This window comes from Methanospirillum stamsii (assembly GCF_003173335.1).
Lineage (GTDB): Archaea > Halobacteriota > Methanomicrobia > Methanomicrobiales > Methanospirillaceae > Methanospirillum > Methanospirillum stamsii.
In genome coordinates, this window is sequence record NZ_QGMZ01000007.1 from 39,954 (window position 1) to 64,073 (window position 24,120).

At 44.8% G+C, this 24,120-nt stretch carries 22 protein-coding genes and 1 pseudogene; 13 read left to right on the forward strand and 10 right to left on the reverse strand.

The annotated features are described in order from the left end of the window. Position 1 precedes the first annotated feature (1 nt). A complete protein-coding gene (locus tag DLD82_RS02915; RefSeq protein WP_109939615.1) occupies positions 2-502 on the forward strand; it encodes a chemotaxis protein CheD in 501 nt (166 codons plus the stop codon). Positions 503-505: 3 nt separating this feature from the next. On the opposite strand, the gene DLD82_RS02920 is transcribed toward DLD82_RS02915, so the two are convergent. Both DLD82_RS02920 and DLD82_RS02925 read right to left on the reverse strand, forming a co-directional pair. Then, positions 506-2,152, reverse strand: a complete 1,647-nt coding sequence (locus DLD82_RS02920) for a tetratricopeptide repeat protein (RefSeq protein ID WP_109939616.1) — start codon at positions 2,150-2,152, stop codon at positions 506-508. 106 nt (positions 2,153-2,258) lie between these two features. Next, a complete protein-coding gene (locus DLD82_RS02925) occupies positions 2,259-2,804 on the reverse strand; it encodes a pyruvoyl-dependent arginine decarboxylase (protein ID WP_109939617.1) in 546 nt (181 codons plus the stop codon). Here DLD82_RS02925 and DLD82_RS18385 point away from each other — a divergent pair. From DLD82_RS18385 to DLD82_RS19500, 8 genes and pseudogenes are all read left to right on the forward strand, one after another. Beyond that, the gene (locus DLD82_RS18385) at positions 2,757-2,993 is read left to right on the forward strand and encodes a hypothetical protein (RefSeq protein ID WP_181391221.1); all 237 of its coding nucleotides are present in this window, start codon (positions 2,757-2,759) and stop codon (positions 2,991-2,993) included. The two genes, DLD82_RS02925 and DLD82_RS18385, sit on opposite strands and share 48 nt — an antisense overlap. Continuing rightward, on the forward strand, positions 2,990-4,045 hold the full coding sequence (carA, locus tag DLD82_RS02930; RefSeq protein ID WP_109939618.1) for a glutamine-hydrolyzing carbamoyl-phosphate synthase small subunit: 1,056 nt from the start codon (positions 2,990-2,992) through the stop codon (positions 4,043-4,045). The genes DLD82_RS18385 and carA overlap by 4 nt, the downstream gene beginning before the upstream one ends. After that, complete coding sequence (gene carB, locus DLD82_RS02935) at positions 4,045-7,212, forward strand: carbamoyl-phosphate synthase large subunit (protein WP_109939619.1); 3,168 nt, start codon at positions 4,045-4,047, stop codon at positions 7,210-7,212. Before carA ends, carB begins: the two co-directional genes overlap by 1 nt. Before the next feature lie 78 nt (positions 7,213-7,290). After that, complete coding sequence (locus tag DLD82_RS02940; RefSeq protein WP_109939620.1) at positions 7,291-8,478, forward strand: argininosuccinate synthase; 1,188 nt, start codon at positions 7,291-7,293, stop codon at positions 8,476-8,478. A gap of 226 nt (positions 8,479-8,704) precedes the next feature. After that, positions 8,705-9,202 (forward strand): hypothetical protein, encoded by a 498-nt coding sequence (locus DLD82_RS02945; protein ID WP_146199671.1) that lies wholly within the window; start codon positions 8,705-8,707, stop codon positions 9,200-9,202. After that, the gene (locus tag DLD82_RS02950) at positions 9,199-9,897 is read left to right on the forward strand and encodes a winged helix-turn-helix transcriptional regulator (protein ID WP_109939622.1); all 699 of its coding nucleotides are present in this window, start codon (positions 9,199-9,201) and stop codon (positions 9,895-9,897) included. Before DLD82_RS02945 ends, DLD82_RS02950 begins: the two co-directional genes overlap by 4 nt. A 230-nt stretch (positions 9,898-10,127) precedes the next feature. Next, positions 10,128-10,913: a hypothetical protein gene (locus DLD82_RS02955; RefSeq protein WP_181391217.1), complete on the forward strand. Its 786-nt coding sequence runs from the start codon at positions 10,128-10,130 to the stop codon at positions 10,911-10,913. A 392-nt stretch (positions 10,914-11,305) separates the two neighbouring features. Continuing rightward, positions 11,306-11,500: pseudogene (locus tag DLD82_RS19500) on the forward strand (nitroreductase family protein); the annotation flags it as partial. Positions 11,501-11,781: 281 nt separating this feature from the next. Here the strand turns inward: DLD82_RS19500 and DLD82_RS02965 are convergent. From DLD82_RS02965 to DLD82_RS03005, 8 genes are all read right to left on the reverse strand, one after another. Then, on the reverse strand, positions 11,782-13,377 hold the full coding sequence (locus DLD82_RS02965; protein WP_109939625.1) for a Na/Pi cotransporter family protein: 1,596 nt from the start codon (positions 13,375-13,377) through the stop codon (positions 11,782-11,784). A 441-nt stretch (positions 13,378-13,818) separates the two neighbouring features. Then, positions 13,819-14,028: a hypothetical protein gene (locus DLD82_RS02970; RefSeq protein WP_146199674.1), complete on the reverse strand. Its 210-nt coding sequence runs from the start codon at positions 14,026-14,028 to the stop codon at positions 13,819-13,821. Positions 14,029-14,338: 310 nt separating this feature from the next. Next, positions 14,339-15,892: a tetratricopeptide repeat protein gene (locus DLD82_RS02975; protein ID WP_109939627.1), complete on the reverse strand. Its 1,554-nt coding sequence runs from the start codon at positions 15,890-15,892 to the stop codon at positions 14,339-14,341. 322 nt (positions 15,893-16,214) lie between these two features. Then, a complete protein-coding gene (locus DLD82_RS02985) occupies positions 16,215-16,808 on the reverse strand; it encodes an ABC transporter permease (RefSeq protein ID WP_109939629.1) in 594 nt (197 codons plus the stop codon). Continuing rightward, positions 16,805-17,452: an ABC transporter permease gene (locus DLD82_RS02990; RefSeq protein WP_109939630.1), complete on the reverse strand. Its 648-nt coding sequence runs from the start codon at positions 17,450-17,452 to the stop codon at positions 16,805-16,807. Before DLD82_RS02990 ends, DLD82_RS02985 begins: the two co-directional genes overlap by 4 nt. Further along, positions 17,449-18,585, reverse strand: a complete 1,137-nt coding sequence (locus tag DLD82_RS02995; protein ID WP_109939631.1) for an ABC transporter ATP-binding protein — start codon at positions 18,583-18,585, stop codon at positions 17,449-17,451. The genes DLD82_RS02990 and DLD82_RS02995 overlap by 4 nt, the downstream gene beginning before the upstream one ends. Positions 18,586-18,592: 7 nt before the next feature. After that, positions 18,593-19,495 (reverse strand): glycine betaine ABC transporter substrate-binding protein, encoded by a 903-nt coding sequence (locus DLD82_RS03000; protein ID WP_181391218.1) that lies wholly within the window; start codon positions 19,493-19,495, stop codon positions 18,593-18,595. Between the two features lie 146 nt (positions 19,496-19,641). After that, positions 19,642-20,628: a YbgA family protein gene (locus DLD82_RS03005; protein ID WP_109939633.1), complete on the reverse strand. Its 987-nt coding sequence runs from the start codon at positions 20,626-20,628 to the stop codon at positions 19,642-19,644. 466 nt (positions 20,629-21,094) lie between these two features. On the opposite strand from DLD82_RS03005, the gene DLD82_RS03015 reads away from it, so the two are divergent. From DLD82_RS03015 to DLD82_RS03030, 4 genes are all read left to right on the forward strand, one after another. After that, complete coding sequence (locus DLD82_RS03015) at positions 21,095-21,355, forward strand: hypothetical protein (RefSeq protein WP_181391219.1); 261 nt, start codon at positions 21,095-21,097, stop codon at positions 21,353-21,355. Between the two features lie 36 nt (positions 21,356-21,391). Further along, positions 21,392-21,598, forward strand: coding sequence for a hypothetical protein (locus DLD82_RS03020; protein WP_109939636.1), 207 nt, complete (start codon positions 21,392-21,394; stop codon positions 21,596-21,598). A gap of 109 nt (positions 21,599-21,707) precedes the next feature. After that, positions 21,708-22,016 carry a DUF6506 family protein gene (locus DLD82_RS03025; RefSeq protein WP_109939637.1) on the forward strand — a complete coding sequence of 103 codons (309 nt, stop codon included), beginning with the start codon at positions 21,708-21,710 and terminating at the stop codon, positions 22,014-22,016. A 386-nt stretch (positions 22,017-22,402) separates the two neighbouring features. Then, entirely contained in the window at positions 22,403-23,560 is a 1,158-nt protein-coding gene (locus DLD82_RS03030) for an aldo/keto reductase (RefSeq protein ID WP_109939638.1), read from the forward strand. Positions 23,561-24,120 lie beyond the last annotated feature (560 nt).

Here is a 24,120-nt window from a genome sequence, read left to right on the forward strand (position 1 = left end):
AATGAACGAGACGATTTCTGTCAACGATCAGCGGGAGGTCATCATTATCGGAATCGGTGAATGGAGCACCGGCAATTCTGTGATGACTTCAATTGGTCTTGGTTCATGTATCGGCCTCGTAATTCACGATGATACGAAAAAAATCGGCGGGCTTGCCCATGTTATGCTCCCTAAATCCAGTGGAAAACCGAATGAAAGGGCTGGAAAATATGCGGATACTGCTGTTGAGATACTCATTAAGGAACTGACACAAAAGGGCAGCAAAATTTCGAATATGAAAGCCAAACTAGCAGGAGGTGCCTCGATGTTTCAGAACTTTTCCGGCAATCTCAATATCGGGGAACGAAATGCTGAGGCATTACGGGCAATTTTAAAAGATCTCTCGATTCCGATAATCCGGGAAGACCTGGGTGGGACTATCGGAAGAACTGTTACTTATTATCCAAAAGAAAATGGCCGGTATGTTATCAGACAGGCCGATGGAACAACCAGGGAGATATAAGTTTTAGATTCCTGCTGCGGAATCTTCAATAATTTTTTCAAGCATCCGGACGATGTCAAGCAGAACCGGAGGATTTGGTAACATGAATATATTCAGGTTTAATTCATGTTCGTCGCATATTAACTCGGTTTTGAAAAATACAACATTGTCGTAGAGAATATTACTCTCTTTAATTACCAGGTCAAAGACATTTTGCGGCATATCAAAGATAGTCCGGGGTGGTGAGGGAAGCATGATGATTCCAAGGAGCTCTGCAGTGCCGTCAAGGAAGGCGGAAACCATGATGTTTCCAATCTCATTAATGGCACTTTCATCCATTTCGTTCAGTGGTCTTTCAGGTTCAATCGGGAGACCGAGCATGATACTGGTCATCTGGATGACTGATTCCTGTGGAACATGTAAAATGACATAACCGGCTTTTGCCATCTGCCCTTCCATGGTGAAAATCACCATTGCTGACATGCTCTGCTGTATCTGCTGGTTAATGACATCAATATCGACGATGCTTATCTCCGGAACATTCAGCATAATAGGAGTGTTCAGCATCGTTGAGAGGGTGGTTGCTGCATGGGATGCACCAATATTCCCGAGTTCCCTGAGAGCGTCTTTCTGATTATCATTCAGTTCGACACGGACTCCTTGTTTATCATTTTCGGTCATGGTTCCTGAAAGTGGCGCTGCACCAGTTTGCGGAATGGTGTCTTCCTGTTCTTTTTGATCATCAGCATTCTGACCATCTTCAGGGATCTCATCCTTATATTGCATCAGGATACTCATGACCGGATCATCAATCAAAGCTGCCGGGGCTTCCTTTTTATCCTGAGTAGTGATCTCTTCACTGACCGGTTTTGCGATCTCCTCTTTCTCTTCTTTATCAGAGGAATACTGCGCGAGTATCGACATGACTATGTCGGCATCTGACTGGGGTTTTTCCGGAGCCACCGGTGGTTTTATGACAGGGATCTCTTTAACCGGTTCTTCTTCATAGAGGTCGGCATCGGCGACTTCTGGCATTTTATCCGGCTTTTTTTGAGTGGGTCCTGTCACTTTCCTGTCTGGTTTTTCCATGCCATTATATGCCTGACACCGCTGTAGATGCTCTTTTGCGATTGGGTCTCCGGGAAAAATTCCAAGAGCTTCTTCAAATGCCTTAGCTGCCAGTGAATATTCTCCAAGTTCTTCGTATGACTGACCGATTTTTATGAATGGTTCAATAAAATCAGGATGGATGGTGCCTGCAGATTCAAAATACTGAATAGCTGCATAGAAATTTTTACTCTCCATCTGGAGATTTCCCCACTGCATATATCGTATATATATCTCTTCTTCAGGCCTTGACCGGTACTTGGGGCGATACATGTCTGATTTTTGTCCCGGACGTAAAAGGAGGCTTAAATTTTTTCGTGCCACCGGGTTATCCGGATCGATATCAAGGGCCGTGGTAAAGCATTTCCTGGCATGGGAAAACCGCCTCATCCGGACATATGTGTATCCCAGATTTATTATTGCAGCAACATTCTCCGGATCCTGCGTAAAGGCTTTTCTGAAAAGAAACGATGCCTGATCAAAATCCTTCCGTTCAAGGGCAGACTCGCCCATCCGGAGTAGATTCCTGACTTCCTTACGTAATGCGGCATCCATGTCAATCATTGTGGTGTCATTATAACCTGGCGGAAAACCGGGCTATAAGGCTGATACTAGAACTATTCTGTGTATAGATTATATACATTGCTCAATGCGTTTAAAAAATTACAATTCACATAATGAATATTGCAGCTGCTATGACCGTTGTCCATCTCCCATTCGGGTCTCCCTTGTCTGATGTACAGACATGAGATGTCTTGATTATCTTTCCGCTGGCTTTGTATATCTGTTCCCGTTCCTGCCAGGCTGTGTCCGGATCAAATTCTATTCCAAGCGTTGTTGCAAGCATTGTTGCCGCAAGATCTTCGGCGTACTCCCCTGCCTGAAGGCTTGTCTCGCCAAATGAATGGTGCTCGGAGAGATATCCATAATGGTTTTTTTCTTCAGGTACTGCGAGACCTACGGCTGCACTGACCAGTCTGTTTGGTTCATTCGTATCATTCCTGGCCATAACGGTGTAGATAATTTCACCAGGTTTTACCAGTTTCAATCCTTCTTCACGGGTGATTTCAATGCAATTTGGCGGGAAAATGCTTGAGACATTTACCAGGTTGAGCATCTCTATCCCTGCTGAACGAAGAGCAGCCTCAAAAGAAGCAAGTCTGTCTTTATGCACTCCCACTCCCCAGGTGAAGAAGACCTTCCGCGGAACCATCATTGTATCCAATTATTAGTTGCTATCCTGCTTAAAAAATACCCGGATATCTCACCCTCTCTACAATGGTATGGAAAAAAGAGAGGCGTTATCCGGGAATTATTTTCTGTATGGTATATGAGTGACCGGATGCTTCTCCCTGTCGTACCTTATAATCTTATCATGCTTACTTATATGGGATATTCACCATGAAGGCAGTGCTCGGACTCGAGAACGGACGATATTTCTTCGGAGAGGGCTTTGGAGCAGAGGGCGTGACAGGAGGCGAACTTGTGTTTACGACCCAGATGACCGGATACATGGAAGCTCTTACTGATCCGAGTTATCATGGTCAGATACTTCTTTTTACGTACCCCTTGATCGGAAATTATGGCGTTGATAAAGAGAATTTTCAAAACCCGCGGGTTTGGGCAGGGGGATGCGTTGTGCATGAACTCTGCCGAAAACCCGCGCAATATCAACCCCTCCACTCTTTTTTTGAAGAACAAGGTCTTTTAGGCATTTCCGGTATAGATACCCGGAACCTAACCATCGGCATTCGTGAACAGGGAACAATCAGAGCAGCACTTCTGACCGGAAGTGACGATCATGAAGCAGCCGTTGAACTTGCGAAAAAGACACCGGATATTACTGCAAGGTCTCTCATTCCTGACGTCAGTTGCAAACAGTACTGGCACATGCCCGGAACTGGTCCACGGATTGCGGTTATCGACCTTGGTATCAAGACAAATATGCTCAAATCCCTCTCCTGCAGGGGAGGAGATCTTCATATCTTCCCTCACAATGTAAAGCCTGATGAGATTCTTGCCTGCAGGCCGGACTGTCTGTTTATCAGTAACGGCCCGGGCGATCCGGAGCAGGCTGTGGATACAGTGAAAACGGTTCGCGAACTCATCGGACAATTACCCGTTTTTGGAATTTGCATGGGGAACCAGATTTGCGGACTTTCACTTGGCGCCAGATGTGAAAAGATGAAGTTTGGTCACCGGGGGGCAAATCAGCCGGTTCGGCATATGGACGGGACCATTGCAATATCCTCGCAAAATCACGGATTTGTCGTTGATGGAGAGACACTTCCGGAAGGGTGTGAGGTTACTTTTGTGAACTGTAATGACGGGACTCTTGAAGGGTTCCAGGATACCTCTCTTGATGTCCATTGTGTTCAGTTCCACCCTGAAGCGCATGCAGGTCCGCATGATACGGAAAAACACTATTTTGACCGGATGTTTCGGAGGATGAACTGATGCCACGGGATCCGACAATTAAAAAGGTTCTGCTCATCGGTTCCGGCCCGATTCAGATAGGGCAGGCTGCTGAGTTTGATTTCTCCGGTTCGCAGGCATGCAGGGCACTCCGTGAAGAAGGGGTGTCAGTCGTCCTGGTAAATTCAAACCCGGCAACTATTCAGACTGATCCTGATATGGCTGACGTCACCTATGTGGAACCCCTGCAGGCTGAAATAATCGCGAAAATTATCAGAAAAGAAAAACCCGATGGTATTCTCTCCGGAATGGGAGGTCAGACCGGCCTTAACCTTACCGCAGAACTTGCGGAGATGGGTGCCCTTGAGGGAGTCAGAATCCTTGGAACACCCCTTAAAGCAATATATGAGGGAGAAGACAGGGAGAAGTTCAGGGATCTTATGGTCCGGATTGGAGAGCCGGTCCCGAGATCAGTTATTGTCAACTCCCTTGACCAGCTTGCTGAAGCTGCAGAAACCGTTGGGTTCCCGGCAATTATCCGGCCGGCATACACCCTTGGCGGGGCTGGAGGAGGTATCGCCCATAGTCCTGACGAACTCCGACGGATTGTGGAGCTCGGAATTGGAAAATCCCGTATTCACCAGGTTCTCATAGAAGAGAGTGTCGCCGGATGGAAGGAGATTGAATTTGAGGTTATGCGTGACGCCAACGATACCTGTATCACCATATGCGGAATGGAAAACGTGGACCCCATGGGCATTCATACCGGTGAGAGTGTTGTCGTTGCTCCTATTCTGACCCTGCGCGATGATGAGTACCATGTTCTCCGGAACGCAGCGTTAAAGATTATCCGGGCTCTTGATGTCCAGGGTGGGTGCAATATCCAGTTTGCATTCCGGGGAGATGATGAATACCGGGTTATTGAGGTAAATCCTCGTGTATCACGGTCATCTGCCCTGGCATCAAAAGCAACCGGATACCCGATTGCCCGGGTTGCCTCCAAGATTGCAATAGGACTCAGGCTTGAAGAGATCCTGAATACCGTTACCGGAAAAACACCCGCTTCATTTGAGCCTTCCATCGATTATGTCGTGGTAAAGGTTCCACGCTGGCCATTTGACAAGTTCAGAACCGCAGACAGGACCCTGACAACCGCCATGAAGAGTACCGGAGAGGTCATGGCCATCGGAAGATGTGTTGAGGAGGCCTTTTTAAAAGCGATGCGGTCACTTGACACGGATGCTGATCATCACTCGGTAATGTCAGAGATCCGGATGATTCTTTCCCGCCCGACTGATGAACGGTTCTCCACTCTTTTTGATGCACTAAGGCAGGGCATGAGTCTTGAGGAGATCGCAGAAATTACCCGGATCACTCCGTTCTTCCTGGAAAAGATTAAAAATATTGTCGATCTTGAGCAGGAACTGGCAAAGAATCCGGATGAAATTACCATCAGGAAAGCAAAGCAATTCGGGTTCTCAGACTCAGAAATTGCCACGTTTTCAGGAAAGGATGAATTTGCGGTTGCATCGATAACCGGTCTTCCGGTATACAAGATGGTGGATACCTGTGCGGCTGAATTCCCTGCACAGACTCCTTATTTCTACTCAACCTATGGGGACGAGTCCTGTGAGATTACCTGTTCTGATAAACAGAAGGTTATGATTCTTGGGTCCGGGCCTATCCGGATAGGGCAGGGTATCGAATTTGATTACTGCACGGTTCATGCCATCAGTGCTCTTCGGGATGAAGGTTTCGAGGTTCATGTGGTAAATAATAATCCGGAGACGGTCTCAACCGATTTTGATACCTCTGACCGGCTCTTTTTTGAACCCATGACTCTTGAGGATGTCTCTCACGTCCTTCGAAAAGATAATTATTTTGGGGTGATGGTTCAGTTCGGCGGTCAGAATGCAGTGAACCTTGCAGTGCCTCTAAAAAATGAGATAGAACGCCTATCACTTACGACGAAGATCCTCGGGACCTCTCCTGATGCAATGGATATGGCTGAAGATCGTGACCGTTTCAGTATCCTGCTGGATTATCTGGCCATTCCAACTCCTCCAAACGGTTCGGCATATAGTGAGCAGGAAGCGTACGCTACTGCAAAGAAGATAGGATACCCGGTTCTGGTTCGTCCTTCCTATGTTCTTGGGGGCCGGGCAATGGAGATCGTGCATGATGATGAAGAACTTGCAACATACATGCGTGAAGCCGTTCGTGTCTCAAAGAACCATCCTGTACTGATTGACCGGTTCCTGCAGAATGCCATCGAACTTGATGTTGATGCGGTATGTGACGGGACCGATGTTCTCATCGGCGGGATCATGGAACATATCGAGACTGCGGGTGTGCATTCCGGAGATTCAGCCTGTGTCATCCCACCCCAGTCATTATCTGAAAAGGTAATGGCTGATGTCAGGGAGTATACCAAAAAAATCGCCCTGGGTCTTGGGGTTGTGGGTCTTGTAAATATTCAGTTTGCCGTACAGGGCACAACGACTTTTGTTCTTGAAGCAAATCCACGGGCCAGCAGGACGGTTCCGTTTGTGGCAAAGGCAACCGGTATACCCCTTGCAAAGATTGCCGCTCTCGTGATGATGGGCAAAAAACTTGCTGTTCTGCCCTACAAAGAGAAGGATATCAGTCACGTGGCGGTAAAGGAAGTTCTGCTGCCATTTAATAAATTACCCGGAGTAGATACCGTTCTTGGACCTGAAATGAAATCTACCGGAGAAGTTATGGGTATTGACCTGGATTTCGGACGGGCATACTATAAGGCAAGTATAGCTGCTCAAAACCGTCTGCCAAAGTCCGGAAATGTATTCATATCAGTTACCGATGATCTGAAAGATCAGATTCTGCCGGTAGCAAAGACATTTACCGAAAATGGTCTTTCCATCTATGCTACCGGGGGAACGGTTGAATTCTTTGCAGAAAATGGTATTACAGCAAATCTGGTCAGAAAAATTGCTGAAGGTTCACCCAATGTCCTTGATATGCTCCGGGCCGGTGAGATAAGTCTTATTATCAATAACTTTGCAGATAAACAGTCCCGCCACGATCATATGCAGATCATGCGGATTGCAGTGGATTATGGCATTCCGTATATCACAACGCTCCAGGCAGCGGTTGCAGCAGCAGAAGCGATAAACTCTGTACGGGAAGAAAACCTTACCATCGAGTCACTTCAGCACTACCTGGGCTGAACTTTTTTTTCTTTTCCTTACCGGGGTTTTTTTCATCTGGAAACTCTCATATGTACGGGATTAACCGGTGAAATTTCCATGGGAAAAGGAACTGTAGTACTTGCATATTCCGGCGGTCTTGATACTTCTATTTGTATTCCGCTCCTCAAGGAGGAGTACGGGTATGATCGGGTTGTGACCGTCGCTGCTGATGTTGGTCAGCGAAAGGAAGAAATTTCGGTTGCAGAAGAGAAAGGGAAAAGACTGGCAGATAAGCATTACACGCTAGATCTTATCGAGCCATTTGTTTCCCGGTGCCTGATGCCGTCTATCAAGGCTAATGGTCTGTATGAAGGATATCCGATGGGAACATCCCTTGCCCGTCCGGTCATTGCCGAAGCGGTTGTTGAGATTGCCAAAAAAGAAGGGGCTGTTGCAGTTGCTCACGGGTGTACCGGAAAGGGTAATGATCAACTCAGGTTTGATGTGGTCTTCCGTTCTGCAGATCTTGAGGTAGTCGCTCCCATCCGGGAGAGGAATATGACCCGTGAATGGGAGATTGAGTATGCAAAAGAGCACGGTGTTCCGGTTCCGGTCGATAAGGAGAAACCCTGGTCTGTTGATGAAAATCTCTGGAGCAGGTCAATTGAAGGTGGAAAATTAGAGGATCCGGCGTTTCACCCGCCTGAAGAGATCTATGCCTGGACTGCATCTCCGCTGAAAGCCCCTGATGAGCCAAAGATCCTGACAATTACGTTTGAAAAGGGAATTCCGGTAGCTCTTGACGGTGTCCGGATGAAGGGGGCAGATCTCATCAGGAAGATGAATGAAATCGCCGGAAGTCATGGAATCGGCCGGAATGATATGATGGAGAACCGTGTCCTCGGAATCAAGGCACGTGAGATCTATGAGCATCCGGCAGCTACCGTTCTTCTTGCCGCCCATGCAGACCTTGAACGGCTAGTTCTGACAAGGGAAGAGTATTCTTTCAAGCAGGGTGTGGATGCAAAATGGGCACAACTTGCATATTATGGGCTTATTTATGAACCGCTCTGGGATGCCCTGAATGCATTTATTGATACTACCCAGCTCCGGGTGAATGGAGATGTGGATGTCCGGCTGTTTAAGGGTTCAGTGACAGTAATCGGAAGGTCTTCGAAGGATTCGTTCTATTCGATTGATATTGCTTCGTTTGATTCAACGACGGTTGATCAGACCGATGCCATCGGATATTCCATGTACTATGGTCTCCAGGCACGTCTGGTCCGGAAAAAACAGAATAAATAATTTTTTCGATAAAATCTGGAATATCTTAATTTTTGATTTAATTTTTTTGGTTTTTTATCCAGTCTGAATCATAACGATTTGAATTAAAATTTATTTTTCGAAACATTAGAGTCAATGTGCATTGCTGAATAGTACCTTTTTATTTTCTATTCCCATTAAAAAACAAGAATAAGGTGATATGAGGTGAACCAACAACTATATGTAATCTCTTAAAAAAATGCTTTTCATGCAACGTCTGGTAGTATGGACTCTAATAATCTTTGTAATAACAGTGTCTGTTCTCCCAGGATCAATAGGGAATGACAGCCAGGCCATAAATCCAATTCTGAAGGGACAAACAGGTCATATCGATTTTGATGTAAGTCTGGATTCAAACCCTTTTTTTTCTATAAATCTGCTGAATATGCCTTCCATCCCTCGTTTGTACTGCAATTCTCTTCCAAATGGGATTGAACGTCAATGGATTGATCTTTCATGGACCAACCTGAAAAATCCGCACTCAATTATTATTTATGCACCTGATACATCGCTCGGACCGTTTCATAATATCGATGACGGGAGAATAGATCAGAGAATCTATCTTGAGATACTATCTCCCAGGAACCTTACACCAGGTACCTGGTATTACACTATTCAGGCAGATGGAACATCAACTGGTGAAAATGAATACTTCCGAATCTATCGGGAGTGTGAAGGCATTCTTCCATTAGAATTGGAATCATGAAGATCTGGCTTATCATTATTCTGGTCCTTATCATCCCACAGATTGTATTTGCTGACTATTATGTCCAATCTGGTTATGAAGATCCTCAACATCCAATCTCTTCCATATGTGTAATTCCTCATGAGATCCCTGCATGGGAACTTCCGATTGATATCTTTCTTCTTCTTCTTGGAGTATATTGTATTGATATTCTCATTTTTTTAAAAATTTGGATGGTGTTAGGATACCGCCGGGTAACGCGAACCAATGTTCTGGAACATGATGTCCGACTATCAGTTCTTAAAGCAATACAAAAAAATCCCGGAATACATATGCAGAGTCTCTCCAGGGAGACAAAAATTCACCTTGGAACTCTACGACACCATCTCCATATGCTGAGTATAACTGGAAAAATCACCTGCTGTCAGGATACTGCAACAATCCGGTTTTTCGAGAACAACGACATGTATTCAGAAACCCAGAAAATGGTTCTTAAACACCTCAGAAATAATACCCGTAATCAGATCCTGAGTCTTCTAAAAAACCAGCCATCAGTTGGACGTGATGAAATAGCACGACTACTCGGGTTTACTGGTGCATCCATCACCTGGCATATGAAACTACTTGAAGCGGATCAGCTCATTCAGGTTCAACGGAGTGGAAGAATTGTCCGCTATCTGATCTCTGAAGATGTTACCCGCTTTCTGGATAAATAAATAAGGCTTTTATCAAATAAACTGCAATTCGGTTGTTTTTATAAAAAATGCCGGATTGTCATATCCTATACTCACCTTAAGGAATTACTAATAGGTTAAGAGTTATGCGAAAAATGATTTTTATATATCCCTCAAAATTTATCCGAAGAATTATGAAATCTGATAAAAACCAATGTCCGTACCGGATACAAACAAAAATATTAATATCTTTATTAATATTCGCGATTTGTTTGTTTTTTTCAGGATCACAGGCATCCTCATCATCTACATTTGTAAAAGAGTTTGTGAATGGAACTTTGTCAGAAGATGCCAAAGGTCAGACAAATGATACCTGTACATTCGAACATCTCATCCGGAATAAAGAGGAACATCTCAATACTGGAGATTCCTGTTACTTCAAGAATCATTCTCCGATGGATTTTCTGAATGATCTAAGGATTCATCCGAAACAGGCAGTTATGGTACTTGATGTTCCTGATTCCTGGATTTCTTTGGAAGATGCAAATTTGTTGATTCAAATTATTGACTCAGATGAACCTGCTGCCCCGGTTATATCTCTATTAAGTTCATTCTGGCCGGTTAATCAGACCTCAACCGTGGGTAATGAAGCATTATTCCTCCTGAACGGGTATCGAACCGGGTTATATCCACCGAGCCTTTGTTCATTAAATGATAACGGATATAATAAGACTGAAATGAGAAGTTGGTGGAATACTTATGGGATGGCAGGTCTACCTGATGAGCAGGACGCAATCCGAATTGTGAAAAGACTCAATCCTGAACTGAATGACTATCCATCAGACCAGTTCCCGGAAAAAACGATCCGAGTAGAGAAAGATCCCGGTGGCTGGTATGTTTCATTTATTCAGGAAGGTTCCGGAGTTCCTATCATTTCAGCTCAATGTTATTATGTGGGAATTGATGGAGTTGCACGGCCTACCGGTTCTCTCAATGAGACCTGCATGGTTCAGACAAAGGATTTCTCAGCACAGATGTGTGGATGTTCAGGACTATGAATCAAACCCGGATAGATATTCCTTGTCTTCATGAGTCCAATTTCGATAACAATTGTTTCCGATTTATTGGTAAATGAGAACACCTTTGTGAAATTTTTTCCCTTCATTTCTTACACCTTATCTCGAATACAGTGTTCTAAAAAAATTACCGTAATAGTGATATCATTTATTCATAATGGGGAAAAATATCCAAGTAACTGCCGTTTTTTGTGTTTTTTCTGTTATTTCAAACGTTGTAACACATCGTTCAATCGGAAATCTGTATGAGACGAACTAAAAAAGTGGTAATTTGCCATTCTCACTAATCATTTATCACCGACATTATCGATTTAATAAGAATGGGATTATTTGATACTCTTTGTAGAAGAAAATCTAGCTGAAAATATCGCCCGGATCCAGTGTCACATTCAGATATGGTAACTATTCTACTGGCAGCAAACATAGCCCCATCCGCGATGAATCATAAACCTTGGGAATTTCTTGTAGTTAGTGGTGAAAAACTCCAGGAGATGAAAGCAAGTTATGAACAGTTTCTTAACATGATCCAGGAAATAAGGTTTTTGTCGGTTTTTCAAGTGATATATTAAAAACCATTTCAGCATCACTCGGTTTTTCTGGTCTTTCCCATTGGATTATTCAAAGGTAAATGCCTGAATTAAAAAACACAGAATATGAGAGTGGGATTGAGTGCACGATATCACCTGATTTTTAGACCGAGCCATCAATTTACAATTGGTCAAGAATTATTAATCTTTTCCGGCAGGCATGTTACCTTGGGTGTGGTGAACCTCATCGTTGCATATGAATTCAAGCATTGATCTCTCTGCTATGAGTATTTTTCAGATATGATCTCGCGTATTATTTCCTGTTACTTCTTCCCAAGCATCCGGGCAGACTTACGAATCTCACGGATGGTTGCTGCCATCCCTTCAACCTGGAAGAGGGCACGGGAGAATTCGGTTCCTGATGGCGTCGAGTGGGAAGTGAACCGGTCAAGGTATTCCTGGTACTGCAACATCACCATTTCCCGTAATGATTCATCCTGTTTTCTCATTTCCTGGTTTTTTTCATCCGATATCGTTGGAAAAATTTCTGATAGCGTTTTCATATTCTTACCGGAGGGAAGCAGAAGGTCCTGTAAAGCAGCTTTTGAAGTTTCTGAAATGAGAATACCTCGTTCCTGGATCTGATATATAATCTCTACCAGTTCTCCTGTCTGTTCAGCAAGCACCTCGGCTAGTTTGGAGATTCTGACAAGACGTGCCAGGCGTTTTGATTCATCAGGTGACAGATTCCTCTCGGATATTTGCAGAGCTGTTTCACTAATCTGCTGGTCGAGAAATACTGCATAATCACGGAGTTGGCGAATATGTGTTGAATAATTTTTCCTATCAGTAATAATGTCCGTCAGTTCTGTAAGAAGTGACTGCGAAATTGAGAAGATGTTGATGATCTCTTCCTCAATCTGCATGATTACCGTTGGATTGTTTTTATTTGGAGGGTGCTCAAGGTTATGAACCACGAATACAACATCATCTTTTCTTCCCGGGACCATCCATGTTACGATTCGTTCAAAGGGATTGATTAGGATGAGAAAGATAAAACAGGAGGTCAGATTGAATATCAGGTGAGCGTTAGCTACCTGTTGTCCTGCATCACCACCGAGTGAGAGGATGAAATCGGTCAAAAGCGGAAGAATGGGAAGGAATATGAGGGCTCCACCGAAGTTGAAGATGAAGTGTGCAACTGCCGCACGTTTAGCCGAGGTATTCATCCGTGCCGCGACCAATAGGGCAGTTGTTGATGTGCCAATATTTGCACCAAGGATGATCGGGATGGCCATATATGGAGTAATAAGGCCGCTTTGAGACATCAGGACAACAAGGCCGGTCGTTACTGAGCTGGACTGAAAGATGTTGGTGATAATAAATCCAAATGCAATCTGAAGAAAGACCGTATCCATGAGGGCTAAAAAGGCAATCAATTGTGGATCAGTCCGGTACGGGACCATGACACTTGAAATGAGTGAGAGAGAGAAAAATACGAGTCCGAAATAAAATACTGGTCTGCCGAAGATACGGTATTTTCCGGGGATGATCCCCATGACAAATCCGAGAAGGATGAAAATAGGAGCAAAAGCAGTCAGGTTAAATGCTACAAGCTGGGAAGTAAGGGTTGTCCCTAGATTCGCACCGAAAATGACCCCCAATGATGCAGAAAATGAAATAATTCCCGCATTAACAAGTCCAATCGTGATGACGGTGGTAGCAGTGCTGGACTGGACAAATGCAGTAACGAGTGTACCGGCAGCAGTTCCCCGCAATGGAGTCTTTGTCAGGCGCTGTATGAATGATCTGAGAAACTCTCCCGATGCAATCTGAATTTCACGGGAGAATTGCTCGATTCCGTACAAAAAAAGAATAATTCCCGGAATTATAGCAAAAACAAATTCCCATGATACCATGATTTCAGTAATCTCCTGAGTATGTACTATGAAGATAACCTGAGCAGAGCTGGGTAAAAATGGTTATGGAATAATCTGTCATGTTTGATATGGAACAAAATTCCTGATGAGGTGAATAAATGGAACCCTATAAAAAATTTTAGAAAACTGGTATGTGGCAGGTAAAAAAATATTCCTAATTTTTCCTTATTATTAATCGAAATCAACATAAGAAATCCTAATAATAATACCTCCCGACGTATGAAGAAACCGGTGAAATGGGGATGTAATTACCGATTTTTAGGATCAAGATCCCCGGAATAATGCTGATGATGCAGGATCTTTGATCCTGAAAAGATCATACAAAGTAAAAAAAGGGATCAGGTACAGGAAGTCTTCTCCCCGGATGAGATAATATCCGGGAGGATTTGAACCAGATGAGCAGATGGTGCCCGATAATATTTAGATCTTATCTTTTCCGGCAATATAATTCAGCGGCTTTTGTCTCTTGCCCTTGACGACATCAAAACCCTGGGTTCTTTTCAGCTTCTTCACTTCTTCCTGTAACTCTTCGATAATACCAAGTAACCGGTTTACCAAAGCAGGGTCAGAATTCGAACTGATAATTTCAGGGGTGATCTCTTTCAGATATTCAGAATTTTCAGATTTCATACAATTATTCGTATATACAAATGGTTTCTGTGAATAAGTAGATTCGTCTACTGTTAGATTCAGCCAGGTTAACATACCTTTTTTTCAGGAGCCAATGTATTGCTTTATCCTAATTGTTACTGATAATGAAAGTAATGATGTTAATGAAAGGAATTCATCAACCATTGGTTTATTTCAGGACAGCACCCCATTGATAAAATTCTTAATCAAAAAACCCTTGAGAAGTGCGGTTCTTTCTGTTATCAATGCTAATACTCAAGAGAAATCTTCCGTCTCCCTGTTTCTCCGGAGAACGCAATTAATCGGAAAGTTATTCGTGAACCCGTTCCCCAGGCAGCCGGGACCGGATCGAAGGATCCAACTTTCGTGCCATGTTCATTGCCCGGTACGCCTCTTGTTTTTTTCCCAGTTCATTAAGAACCCGGGCTTTCCATAAGAGAGCCTTCGCATGGTCAGGGGCGATCCGTAATGCCTGATCCAGGCAGGTCAACGCATCAGGGAATCTTACAAGGCTGGTGTATATCTGGCCCAAAGAGAACCAGGCATCTGCATTTCCGGGGTTATATCTGATGACTTCTTTAAATGCCTCAACCGCTTGTCTTGTCTCGTGAAGTGCCTGATGAGCCCTCCCTTTATTCAGCATGGCATGAACATCACCGGCGGTGAATGACAGGGCCTTCTGGTAGCATTCTATCGCTTCCCTGAATTTTCCTGCCTGATGAAGCAGGAGCCCCTTATTGTACCATGCTGATGAGTTCCGTGGTTCCTCTTCGGTCAAATACTCGTAGTACTGCAGGAGATCTCCGTAACGTTTCAGCCGTCTGAGAGCAGAGAGCCGGTAGGATCGTGCCACCGGATCGAAAGGGGATATCCTGAGGGCTTTCTCCAGAGGCGTTAGTGCTTCCTGAAAACGTTCCAATCGAATAAGGGAAAGCCCTTTCAGGGTCCATCCGGTACTCTGGAGAGGGTACTTCCGAATCAGGTTTGTGGCTGCTGTTAGGGCTTCCTCGTCCTTCCCCATCTTCAGAAGCGAGTAGCAAACGATAATCAGACCCTCGAGGTTCCTGGGATCAACCCGAAGAAGCCGGCGGGCGGATGAGAGGGATTCAGGATACCGCCCAGCATCAAACAAAGCACGGGATTTCCATTCCCAGGACTGGATCCTGGTATCATCGAGTTCGAGGAGATGATCCAGGTACCCGATCGCGGTATGAGGGTTTCCCATCCTGATATGACAGTACCCGGCAAGCAGGAGGGCACGATCATGATCCGGGCTCTTTGCGAGGACTGCCTCAAACTCATGAACTGCCTGGGAGTATTGATTCAGCCTGACCAGGCAGAGACCCAGCAGGAACCGGGTGCGGATATTTTCAGGATCGAGGGTGACCAGTCTCTGCAGATGATCCCGTGACTGGGGATAATCACCAGTCCGGTACAAACCGAGAGCAATAAAGAAGATTGCGGTCTTTGCTGTCTTTTCAGAGCGAGATGCGGTACTGAGAGGTGACAGGGCAGCGGAGATCTGGTTGGTTGAGAGCAGGACAATCCCGTGATAGAGTGATCCGAATGGGTTGTCCGGGTCCTGACTGAGTACCTGGTGGATGAAGGGCAGGGCTTTCTCCCACTCGTGATCCTTTAAAAGTTGGCGGATAATCGTCAGGTAAGGGCCGAGGGAGGAATCTTTTGGGCCGGGTTCATAGATAATGCAGGAAAGTTCTTCATCCTCGTCACAGACGTTCGACCGATCATCGGGGATTTCTGGAACCTCAGAGAGATCCTGTACCTCATCGTCACCTGGCAGGTCCGGGATGAGCCTGGGAGTATCGCCTGTCAGGTCTGTGGTGCGGGGGATATCAGGCTCCATGAATACCTATATGAACCAGTATGACTTCAATCCATTGGTTTGGCGGATTAACTCTGACATTGCCCGGACCATATGAGATAACATGAAAAGAGTTTCGATCCAGGAGAAGGATGTGAGACCATTTCTTCCGGGCCTGCTGTATTTATTCCGGATGGTTGGATTTAAAGATCCGGCAGGATCTGGTATCCCCGGCATCTTTTCAAACTATATGTTCTCTCCCTCTCTATTCCTTTTTTCTGTCCGGAATCGGTTATCCACCCACTCTTCCAATCGCCGGGTTTGAGTGCTGAATCCCTATTATGTATCTATATCCCAAGGACGATTACAGGGGATATGCCTTTTTTTCAAGATATGAAAGAACCAGGTCAGTGGACAAGGCGATACCAATTGCAGGAAGCACTCCGGCAAGAATCCCCGGAGTATGAAACCTCACCAGCCCCTCCAGAATAATTGTTCCAAGTCCGCCGCTGCCAATAAAAACAGTCATAATAGCAACAGCATTTGCTACAATGGATGATAACCTGAGTCCGGAAAAAATGGGCCTTGTTCCAAGAGGAAATCGTACCTTGATTAGTATCTGGTTCCAGGTCATACCAAGACCGGTTGCTCCTTCAATGAGTATCGGATCAATCGAAGAAAGACCAATAATGGTATTTCTGATTACCGGAAGAAGTGTGGCTGCAACGATAACTACCAGGGCCGGAATAAACCCGATACCCAGGAACGGGACGATAAGTGCAACAAGCGTAAATGCGGGAATTGCCTGGAGAAGGCTGGAACTCACCAGAAGAATTGTTTTTAATGGGCTGATCCGAACTGCTGCCACTCCTCCGGTAATACCAATCACGGCTGAAATCAGAAATCCACTGTAGGCAAGGAGGAGATGCTGACCGATGGCTACAGAAAGGGTGGTCATGTCTTATCCCCATACTTCCAGATGAGTATCCGCTCTCCTCCTGCAGCGAAAAGGTCCATACAGATAGCAAGTATTCCTATCCATAAACCGGCGATAAGAATTACGGTCATATTGTTTCGGGTGATTCCTGCCTGAAGGACGGCCCCAAGACCCCGTGCCCCGATAATACCTCCCAGGGTGACGATTCCCATGGTATAAATCACTGCAGTCCTGATTCCACCAGCAATAAGAGGCAGGGCAAGAGGAAGTCTGATGCGTAAAAGCATATCTTTCTCTGTCATTCCGAGTGCGATTCCGTTCTCAATTAATTCCGGCCTAATTGAAATAATGCCGATACTGGTATTTCTCACGATAGGAAGAAGTGAATACAGGACCGCTGCAACAATTGTCGGGACAGCCCCTATCCCGGTTATCGGAATGAGTAGAAGAAGGAGGGCAATGTCTGGGATCATCTCAATAACGTTGAGAATCTGAATAAGAATACCCCCCCATCGCTTATTCATACCCGCCGCAATTCCAAGAGCAAGTCCGAGAATAAGTACGATTATCAGGGCTGAAAAGAACAGGGTCAGGTGAACCATGGTCTGATCAGTGATATCGTGAATCGTCCAGAGTTGCTCAATTGCAGGTGCTGTGAGGTTCATGCCTGCTTTGCCCCCGAAAGAAACCGGATGAGGTCTTCAAGCAGGATAACGGGTCCCTCGTTATGTTCTGAAAGTATTGCTACCCGAGCAGAAGATCGTGAAAATTTAAAAAGGGCTTCCTGAATTGTAGTTTCAGGAGATAACCGCACTAACGGACTTTTATTCTCTCCGCCTGTTGTTATCTCATCATCCGGCAGGATGGCATATAATCGCCCATCAGGTGGTGTAATGACTGCTACCCGGATCTCTTTTCTTTGAATGGCCGATTGCAGCCGGGGGATTTCTTGTGTATCAGAACAAAAGTATACCTCTCCGGGATCAACACAAAGAACCTGGACCGGGGCGGTTCTTATTCGGCACAGCCTGTCTCCTCCGGTCAGGAGAGCGAGATATGGGTCATTCTGTGCGGCAACCAGAAGTTCAGGCGGAGTAGTGAGAGCATGCAGAGATCCTTCGCGTAAAACTGCAATCCGGTCGCTTAGGAGAAATGCCTCGTCAATATCATGAGTAACAAAGATGATGGTCTTTCCAAGACTCTTTTTTATCCGGAGAAATTCTTCCTGTAACTGCCTGCGTAACAGGGGATCCAATGCTCCAAACGGCTCATCCATGAGCAGCAGGGGAGGATCAGCAGCCAGAGCCCGGGCAAGACCTACCCGTTGCTGCTGTCCGCCGGAGAGTTCGGAAGGTTTCCGGTCCCTGAACGTATCCGGAGAAAGGCTTACGAGAGTGAGGAGTTCATCAATCCGGTTCCTTATCCTGTCCTGATGGACTTTTCCCAGGGTTAGTGGGATGGAAATATTCTCTGCAACCGACATGTGGGGAAAGAGGCCGATCTGCTGGATGACATACCCGATAGATCGTCGGAGGGCAACCGGATTAAATGATAAAAAATTCTGGCCGTTGATGAGAATTTCACCGGAATCAGGTTCAATCAGCCGGTTTATCATCTTCAGGGTGGTTGTCTTTCCTGAACCACTTCCCCCGATAAGGGTTATTAATTCTCCTCCCTGTATCGAAAGTGTAAGGTAAGAGACCGCACAGGAATTATTGTACCATTTAGATACACCGGTAAGATCAAGGGAGGTAATCGTATCAAACAGACGAATATTTCCGCCCCGGGTTCCGATCATAAAAAAATTAAATCAGTCCCTGCTCAGTCAGGAACTCATTTGCTATCTCTCTGGCATCCTTCTTGTCAATATCGAACATCTTATTCAGAGATCGCATTGTCTTTGTATCAATCAGGTTTTGCATGTTTGAGATTGCATCCATGAATGCCGTATCATCTTCCCGTGTTTTTGTAATGAGAAGAATACTGTCATAAGGAGCAAGAGCTGCCTTATCGTCATTGAGTGTGGTAAGATTGAAGAGATCTATCCGGGAATCTGTAGAACTTGCCGGTATGATGTCAACCTGGTTGTTTTTTATCGCTTCAAACATTAACGTGGGCTCCATGGGTTTTACTTCCCTGAATGAATACCCGTATGTTTTCTCAAGGTTTGGCAGCCCGTATATCTCATCCAGGTGGAAGACAAGGTCAGAACCGAGCACCATATCCTTTGCATTCAATGCAAGATCGCTGAGGTTTTCTACCCCTTTTTCTCTGGCAAATGTATCTTTCACCGCCATCTGGTAATCATTCCGAAACCCGATTTTGTCCCCCCAGCCAACACCATCGGCAATTACCATCTCTTTGACTTCGGCGGTGACAGAATCCGGATCCAGATTCTTTAATGCCTTCTGTTCTTCAAAATATGTCGGAATGGCACTGGTGTAGTCGATGTAGAGATCAATCTGGCCTTTTTTAATTCCCTGATATAGCATGGCATTGTTCAGGCCAGAATTAATTTCATAGGTATATCCGGCGTTTTCAAGCAACTGGCCGGCTATCTCTGCAAGAATATACTGTTCGTTAAAAGGCATAGCCCCTATGATAACTTTTTTCCCAGAGGAGGCTTCTTCTGCGGTGCATGTAATAACACATGTTCCTGAAAAAACAAGCAGTGTAATGAAAACCAGTAGTACCCGTTTGAAATCCATACTCATCGATGAGTATGAGATTTTCAGATACATAAAGTGTGCATTCACTATTCAGGAAAAAATGGGGATATGAGATTGCCCTAAAACCAGAGTGTGGACAGATAGTTAATTCAGCCGGATTTCTAAAATTCCGGATTTCGCCCCTTTTACTCCTTCCACATATTCCTGCCCCGGTCGGTTATCTCTTCAGGGAGATCTGCAAGAGCTACAGGATATGGGGTAAAAAAGGTCTGATTCTCCAGATAATGTTCCTGGAATCTGATAACCCAGGAGTACAGGAGATTTCTGGGCTCAGCAAGGGTTGCCTGATTATGACGATACCGGTCGATAACCTCCAGACAGTATTCCTTCTCTTTTAATGATACTTTGTCACTGAAATATCCAAGAATGTGTAAAAGAACATTGATGTTATTGGTATACCGGGGAACCTTTGCGAGAGCCTCACAAAGAAGCGTGCGATATGTAAAAAATAGTTCATCAGGATCCATTCCTGTCCGGGAAGCAACAAGCCGGCCCATTTTACGCATGTTCTCCTGGTGGCAGGCAATAAGGAGGTATTTGTTTTTTGCATGAAATTCTGCGAGATTTTCACGGTTTTTCTTTTCTTCTATATTTCTGAATGCTGCAAGGGTAAACACAGCGGTAAGAAAATGGTCACGGATCCTGATGTGGTTGAGTCGTAGTTCATCTTCCATGGGAAGTGAAGAATATTTTCGGAGCACTTCACGTGCAAAAAATCCGGCCGTCTTTTCTATCGCCATGGACTTTCCGACCGACGGATACACCTTCACTCCCCGGAGTCCTGATGTGGGGGAACCTGCTTTTAGTATGAATCCATCAACCGGAGGGAGATTACTTAGAAATCTCTGTGCAAATTCTGACATCTTCTTCGTGTAGTCCAGTCCGGTTGCCGGCTGGATCAGGTGATCAATCCCGTCGGTTTTCACAATCCTGACGGTTGCCCGTGGAATCCCAAGACCAATCTCGACTTCCGGACATACCGGGATACAATCAGCATAGTCCCGTATTCTGGCTACCAGAGGAGAAGGGATCTTTGATCCATCGTACCGGCAGGCTTCAAACTCGATACAGCGACTTATGACCAGGAGCGGCCGGGCATATACCTGTTCCATAAGAAAAGTACCTGATGAATGATCTCTCTTTAACGTTATATATCTACATCCTTCCCTGGATTACCCTGATTCAGAAGATAGGCAGATAAACCCGGTGTTATATCTTATGATGAAAAACGAATTCATGTTCTTGGTTTTTTTGAAGGTTCAAACGAGTATATCCTGATAAATCAGGAAATAATTGACCGGGCAAAAAGGTCATGGGAACAGGGATTGATACGTATGATGCATTACATATTTCATGTGCTAATGAATCAAAGGCAATATTTCTCACTGTTGATGAAGTCCTCATAAAGTCCTGTTTGAAAACCCAATCTTCCATAGTTATCCAATCCCGGGGTGATTCTGGATTAGGGCACACCGATTCAGTTTTTTCATGGGATTCTGCCACACTGCATGATATTAAAACCATCGAAATAACCAATGCAAGGAAAACCCTGATTGCATGTCCTGTCAAAATGATACTATGGGATTCCAATCACCCGATTTTGACATGAAACTCATCATCGGCAGTGCCATCGTAAGTGTCATTGCCATCATCCTCTTCTGGTTTGTCATGTATGGAGAGTTCCCCTGGGTAGATCTCTTCGATCAGGCAGGTTCTAATACATCAGTCTCTGATAACGGCACACCACTTGACCCGGCTCTGGAGAAGATAGCCGCAGTTCAGTCCTATTTTACCGACATGGGAACGGCGATGATAAACGGATCCTACTGGCAGGGGTAAGGGCCTTTTCATTTAAGTCTTCCAAAAGACATTCTGATGGAAAAAGTGGAGGTTACGCTTCCTTCCGGCCTGTTCATTCCTCTGTCAGCTGAATACTTTGATAGAAAACGGGTTATTGAGGCAACAAAGGAACTATGTGGGGCACAATGCCCGGTAATTCTTATCGGCAGCGGAGCGATTGCATCCGGCAAACCCACCGTCATTGATTGTTCTATCAATCCGGTGGAAAAACCTCCGGTCTAGTCATTTGCACAGGGAGCTCGTGACCATGCAGTGCGGACATTGCATTAATTGAAATTTTTCCCTCTATATGGTAAGAAGATTCTCATAGTTTTCTTTCATATGGTACCGGATGGTACTAAAAGTAGCTTTTATGTTTGTGGCTCCCGGAGCAGACCCTGCTATTCATCGTTCAATAATTAAGACAACTGAAGTAGAACTAATCACGGTTGGTGTGGGGAATTATTCTGTAGCAGAACAGATCGCCCGGGACCTGGTGAATGAAGGGGTAACTGCCATAGAACTCTGTGGCGGATTTGGCATTCTTGGAACTGCGAGAGTAAAACAATCAGTTGGAAATAAAGCAGAAATCGGCGTTGTCAGATTTGATACGCACCCGGGGCTTGGAAATATCTCCGGAGATCAGTGTTCCTCTCAATAATGCATCCCTTTTTTGTATGAGTTGTTTATCTGGATATGTTCCTGAACAGTTAAATCAAAAAAAGACGTCTCTCTCATGTTATTTGATTACAACATCCTAACTCACGGTGTAGTGCATTTATCGGAGTAAGAGGGCTCATTTGAAAGAAGTGACATGGGCACTTTCTCGTATTCAAAAAAAATGGAAATTTTTTTAAACTGTTTGGACGCCTTTCTGGTTCTTTTCGATACCTTCAACTGATTCCTTCGATACAAATCCGTAGGTACCGTTGAAAGAGGTTCCATACTCGGAAAGAATGAATGAAAATGATCCAATCTGACTCCAGGATCTGGATAGATCCCTATTTATCTGCTAAAAGTCTTTATACCCTGTAGAGAGGTGATAGGATGCTTTATAGAAAATTCCCCCGTTGTAATCATGATATTTCAATACTCGGTTTTGGGTGTATGCGGTTACCACTTGCAGGGGATAGACAGGACCCGGGAAATGTTGACGAACAAACGTCAATTGATATGATCCGTACCGCCATTGACAATGGGGTCAATTATCTCGATACGGCCTATCCATATCACAATGGTGAGAGCGAGAGGGTAGTTGGAAGAGCTCTTGATGGAGGATACCGCAAAAAAGTCTTTTTAGCCACAAAACTCCCGAGCTGGCTGATAACCACGAGAGAAGACATGGATCGGTACCTGGATGAACAACTCGCAAGGCTCGCAACCGATAACATCGATTTTTATCTCCTTCACGGGCTCAACGGTGAAACGTGGAAGAATCTATTACGTTTGGGTGTCATTGAATTCCTTGAAAATGCCAGGGAGGATGGCAGGATACGATACCCTGCATTTTCCTTCCATGATGATCTCCCGGTTTTCCGGGAGATTGTCGATGCCTATGAGTGGGTATTTGCCCAGATTCAATACAACTACATGGATGAATTGAACCAGGCCGGAACAGAGGGGCTCAGGTTCGCTCACGAAAGGGGTCTTGGTATTGTCGTCATGGAACCTCTCCGTGGTGGTCTCCTGTCCGGAGATGTTCCTGTTATCCACCAGCATATCCTTGATGCTCCGGTCAGACGTACTCCTTCTGAATGGGGACTTCGATGGGTCTGGAATCACCCGGAAGTGACGGTTGTGCTCTCTGGTATGTCATCAATGGAACAGGTTCGGGAAAATCTGGCTTCTGCAACACAAGGTCTGCCAAATTCTCTTTCTCCTGAGGAACTCACCGTTGTAGAAAAAATGAGGGACACCTTTGCTTCCCGTGTAAAAATCCCCTGTACCGGGTGCCGATATTGCATGCCATGTCAGAATGGTGTAGATATCCCCGAATGTTTCAATTATTACAACCAGGCGTACACCTACGAAGCAGAGGAGAAAGCAAAAGGGGTATACCTCTGGGCTCTCAGCGGAGCATTTTCCGGAGGGATACCGGGATACGCTTCGTGTTGTATCGAGTGCGGAGAATGTGAGGATAAGTGTCCACAGGGTCTTTCCATACGGGAGTATTTACTGGACGTAGCTCAATATTTTGGGAAATAATTGGCATATGCAGAAAAATACGCCATTATCGGAAAGAGTCCGGGTTTACTCGTAGAAATACTCCCTTTTTGTATCTGATACCTTCTCATATATGTCCAAATATTCGGTGTTTAGGATAGACTGCTTTGGAGTCTTTCAATTATATGCGACTGGGGCAGGTTATCTGGCTGGATAATTAATATTTCCTAAAATTTGTCCAATTGGCAATCTCTATATATAAATGGGTTGGGGCGTCTCCATCAAGGCTCATAAAAATGAGGATCAGATCCAATGTCCTAGATTCCCTTGAGTAAATCAAGTGCATTAATAGCGACCCTCTAATGAAAGGCAATTTATATCTTAATTTTAAAAAAATGCCCATAATGGCGGTATTTTTTATATTGAATTATTGAGTCTTTAAATTGGGGTTCTATTCATGAATTACTATTGAATATGGCGTATTTTGTGGATGGGATCAGGGCGGAAGAGGTCAGTTCAATAGATCAAATAGTAGTGTAACCTGAACTCGGCTGAGTTAGGGATGACTTTCGGATAAGTTTTCCTCCAATTTTCAAACACAT

Excerpts from the sequence above, each read along its gene's own strand:
- DLD82_RS03005 (WP_109939633.1), bottom strand. The coding sequence starts at position 20,628 with ATGGAACAGGTATATGCCCGGCCGCTCCTGGTCATAAGTCGCTGTATC.
- DLD82_RS18385 (WP_181391221.1), top strand. The coding sequence starts at position 2,757 with ATGCACTCCCACTCCCCAGGTGAAGAAGACCTTCCGCGGAACCATCAT.
- DLD82_RS02920 (WP_109939616.1), bottom strand. The coding sequence starts at position 2,152 with ATGATTGACATGGATGCCGCATTACGTAAGGAAGTCAGGAATCTACTC.
- DLD82_RS02925 (WP_109939617.1), bottom strand. The coding sequence starts at position 2,804 with ATGATGGTTCCGCGGAAGGTCTTCTTCACCTGGGGAGTGGGAGTGCAT.
- DLD82_RS03025 (WP_109939637.1), top strand. The coding sequence starts at position 21,708 with ATGGTACTAAAAGTAGCTTTTATGTTTGTGGCTCCCGGAGCAGACCCT.
- DLD82_RS03000 (WP_181391218.1), bottom strand. The coding sequence starts at position 19,495 with ATGGATTTCAAACGGGTACTACTGGTTTTCATTACACTGCTTGTTTTT.
- DLD82_RS02975 (WP_109939627.1), bottom strand. The coding sequence starts at position 15,892 with ATGGAGCCTGATATCCCCCGCACCACAGACCTGACAGGCGATACTCCC.
- DLD82_RS02940 (WP_109939620.1), top strand. The coding sequence starts at position 7,291 with ATGGGAAAAGGAACTGTAGTACTTGCATATTCCGGCGGTCTTGATACT.
- DLD82_RS02970 (WP_146199674.1), bottom strand. The coding sequence starts at position 14,028 with ATGAAATCTGAAAATTCTGAATATCTGAAAGAGATCACCCCTGAAATT.
- DLD82_RS02950 (WP_109939622.1), top strand. The coding sequence starts at position 9,199 with ATGAAGATCTGGCTTATCATTATTCTGGTCCTTATCATCCCACAGATT.
- DLD82_RS02965 (WP_109939625.1), bottom strand. The coding sequence starts at position 13,377 with ATGGTATCATGGGAATTTGTTTTTGCTATAATTCCGGGAATTATTCTT.
- DLD82_RS03020 (WP_109939636.1), top strand. The coding sequence starts at position 21,392 with ATGGAAAAAGTGGAGGTTACGCTTCCTTCCGGCCTGTTCATTCCTCTG.
- DLD82_RS02945 (WP_146199671.1), top strand. The coding sequence starts at position 8,705 with ATGCAACGTCTGGTAGTATGGACTCTAATAATCTTTGTAATAACAGTG.
- carA (WP_109939618.1), top strand. The coding sequence starts at position 2,990 with ATGAAGGCAGTGCTCGGACTCGAGAACGGACGATATTTCTTCGGAGAG.
- DLD82_RS03015 (WP_181391219.1), top strand. The coding sequence starts at position 21,095 with ATGGGATTCCAATCACCCGATTTTGACATGAAACTCATCATCGGCAGT.
- carB (WP_109939619.1), top strand. The coding sequence starts at position 4,045 with ATGCCACGGGATCCGACAATTAAAAAGGTTCTGCTCATCGGTTCCGGC.
- DLD82_RS02995 (WP_109939631.1), bottom strand. The coding sequence starts at position 18,585 with ATGATCGGAACCCGGGGCGGAAATATTCGTCTGTTTGATACGATTACC.
- DLD82_RS02990 (WP_109939630.1), bottom strand. The coding sequence starts at position 17,452 with ATGAACCTCACAGCACCTGCAATTGAGCAACTCTGGACGATTCACGAT.
- DLD82_RS02915 (WP_109939615.1), top strand. The coding sequence starts at position 2 with ATGAACGAGACGATTTCTGTCAACGATCAGCGGGAGGTCATCATTATC.
- DLD82_RS03030 (WP_109939638.1), top strand. The coding sequence starts at position 22,403 with ATGCTTTATAGAAAATTCCCCCGTTGTAATCATGATATTTCAATACTC.
- DLD82_RS02985 (WP_109939629.1), bottom strand. The coding sequence starts at position 16,808 with ATGACCACCCTTTCTGTAGCCATCGGTCAGCATCTCCTCCTTGCCTAC.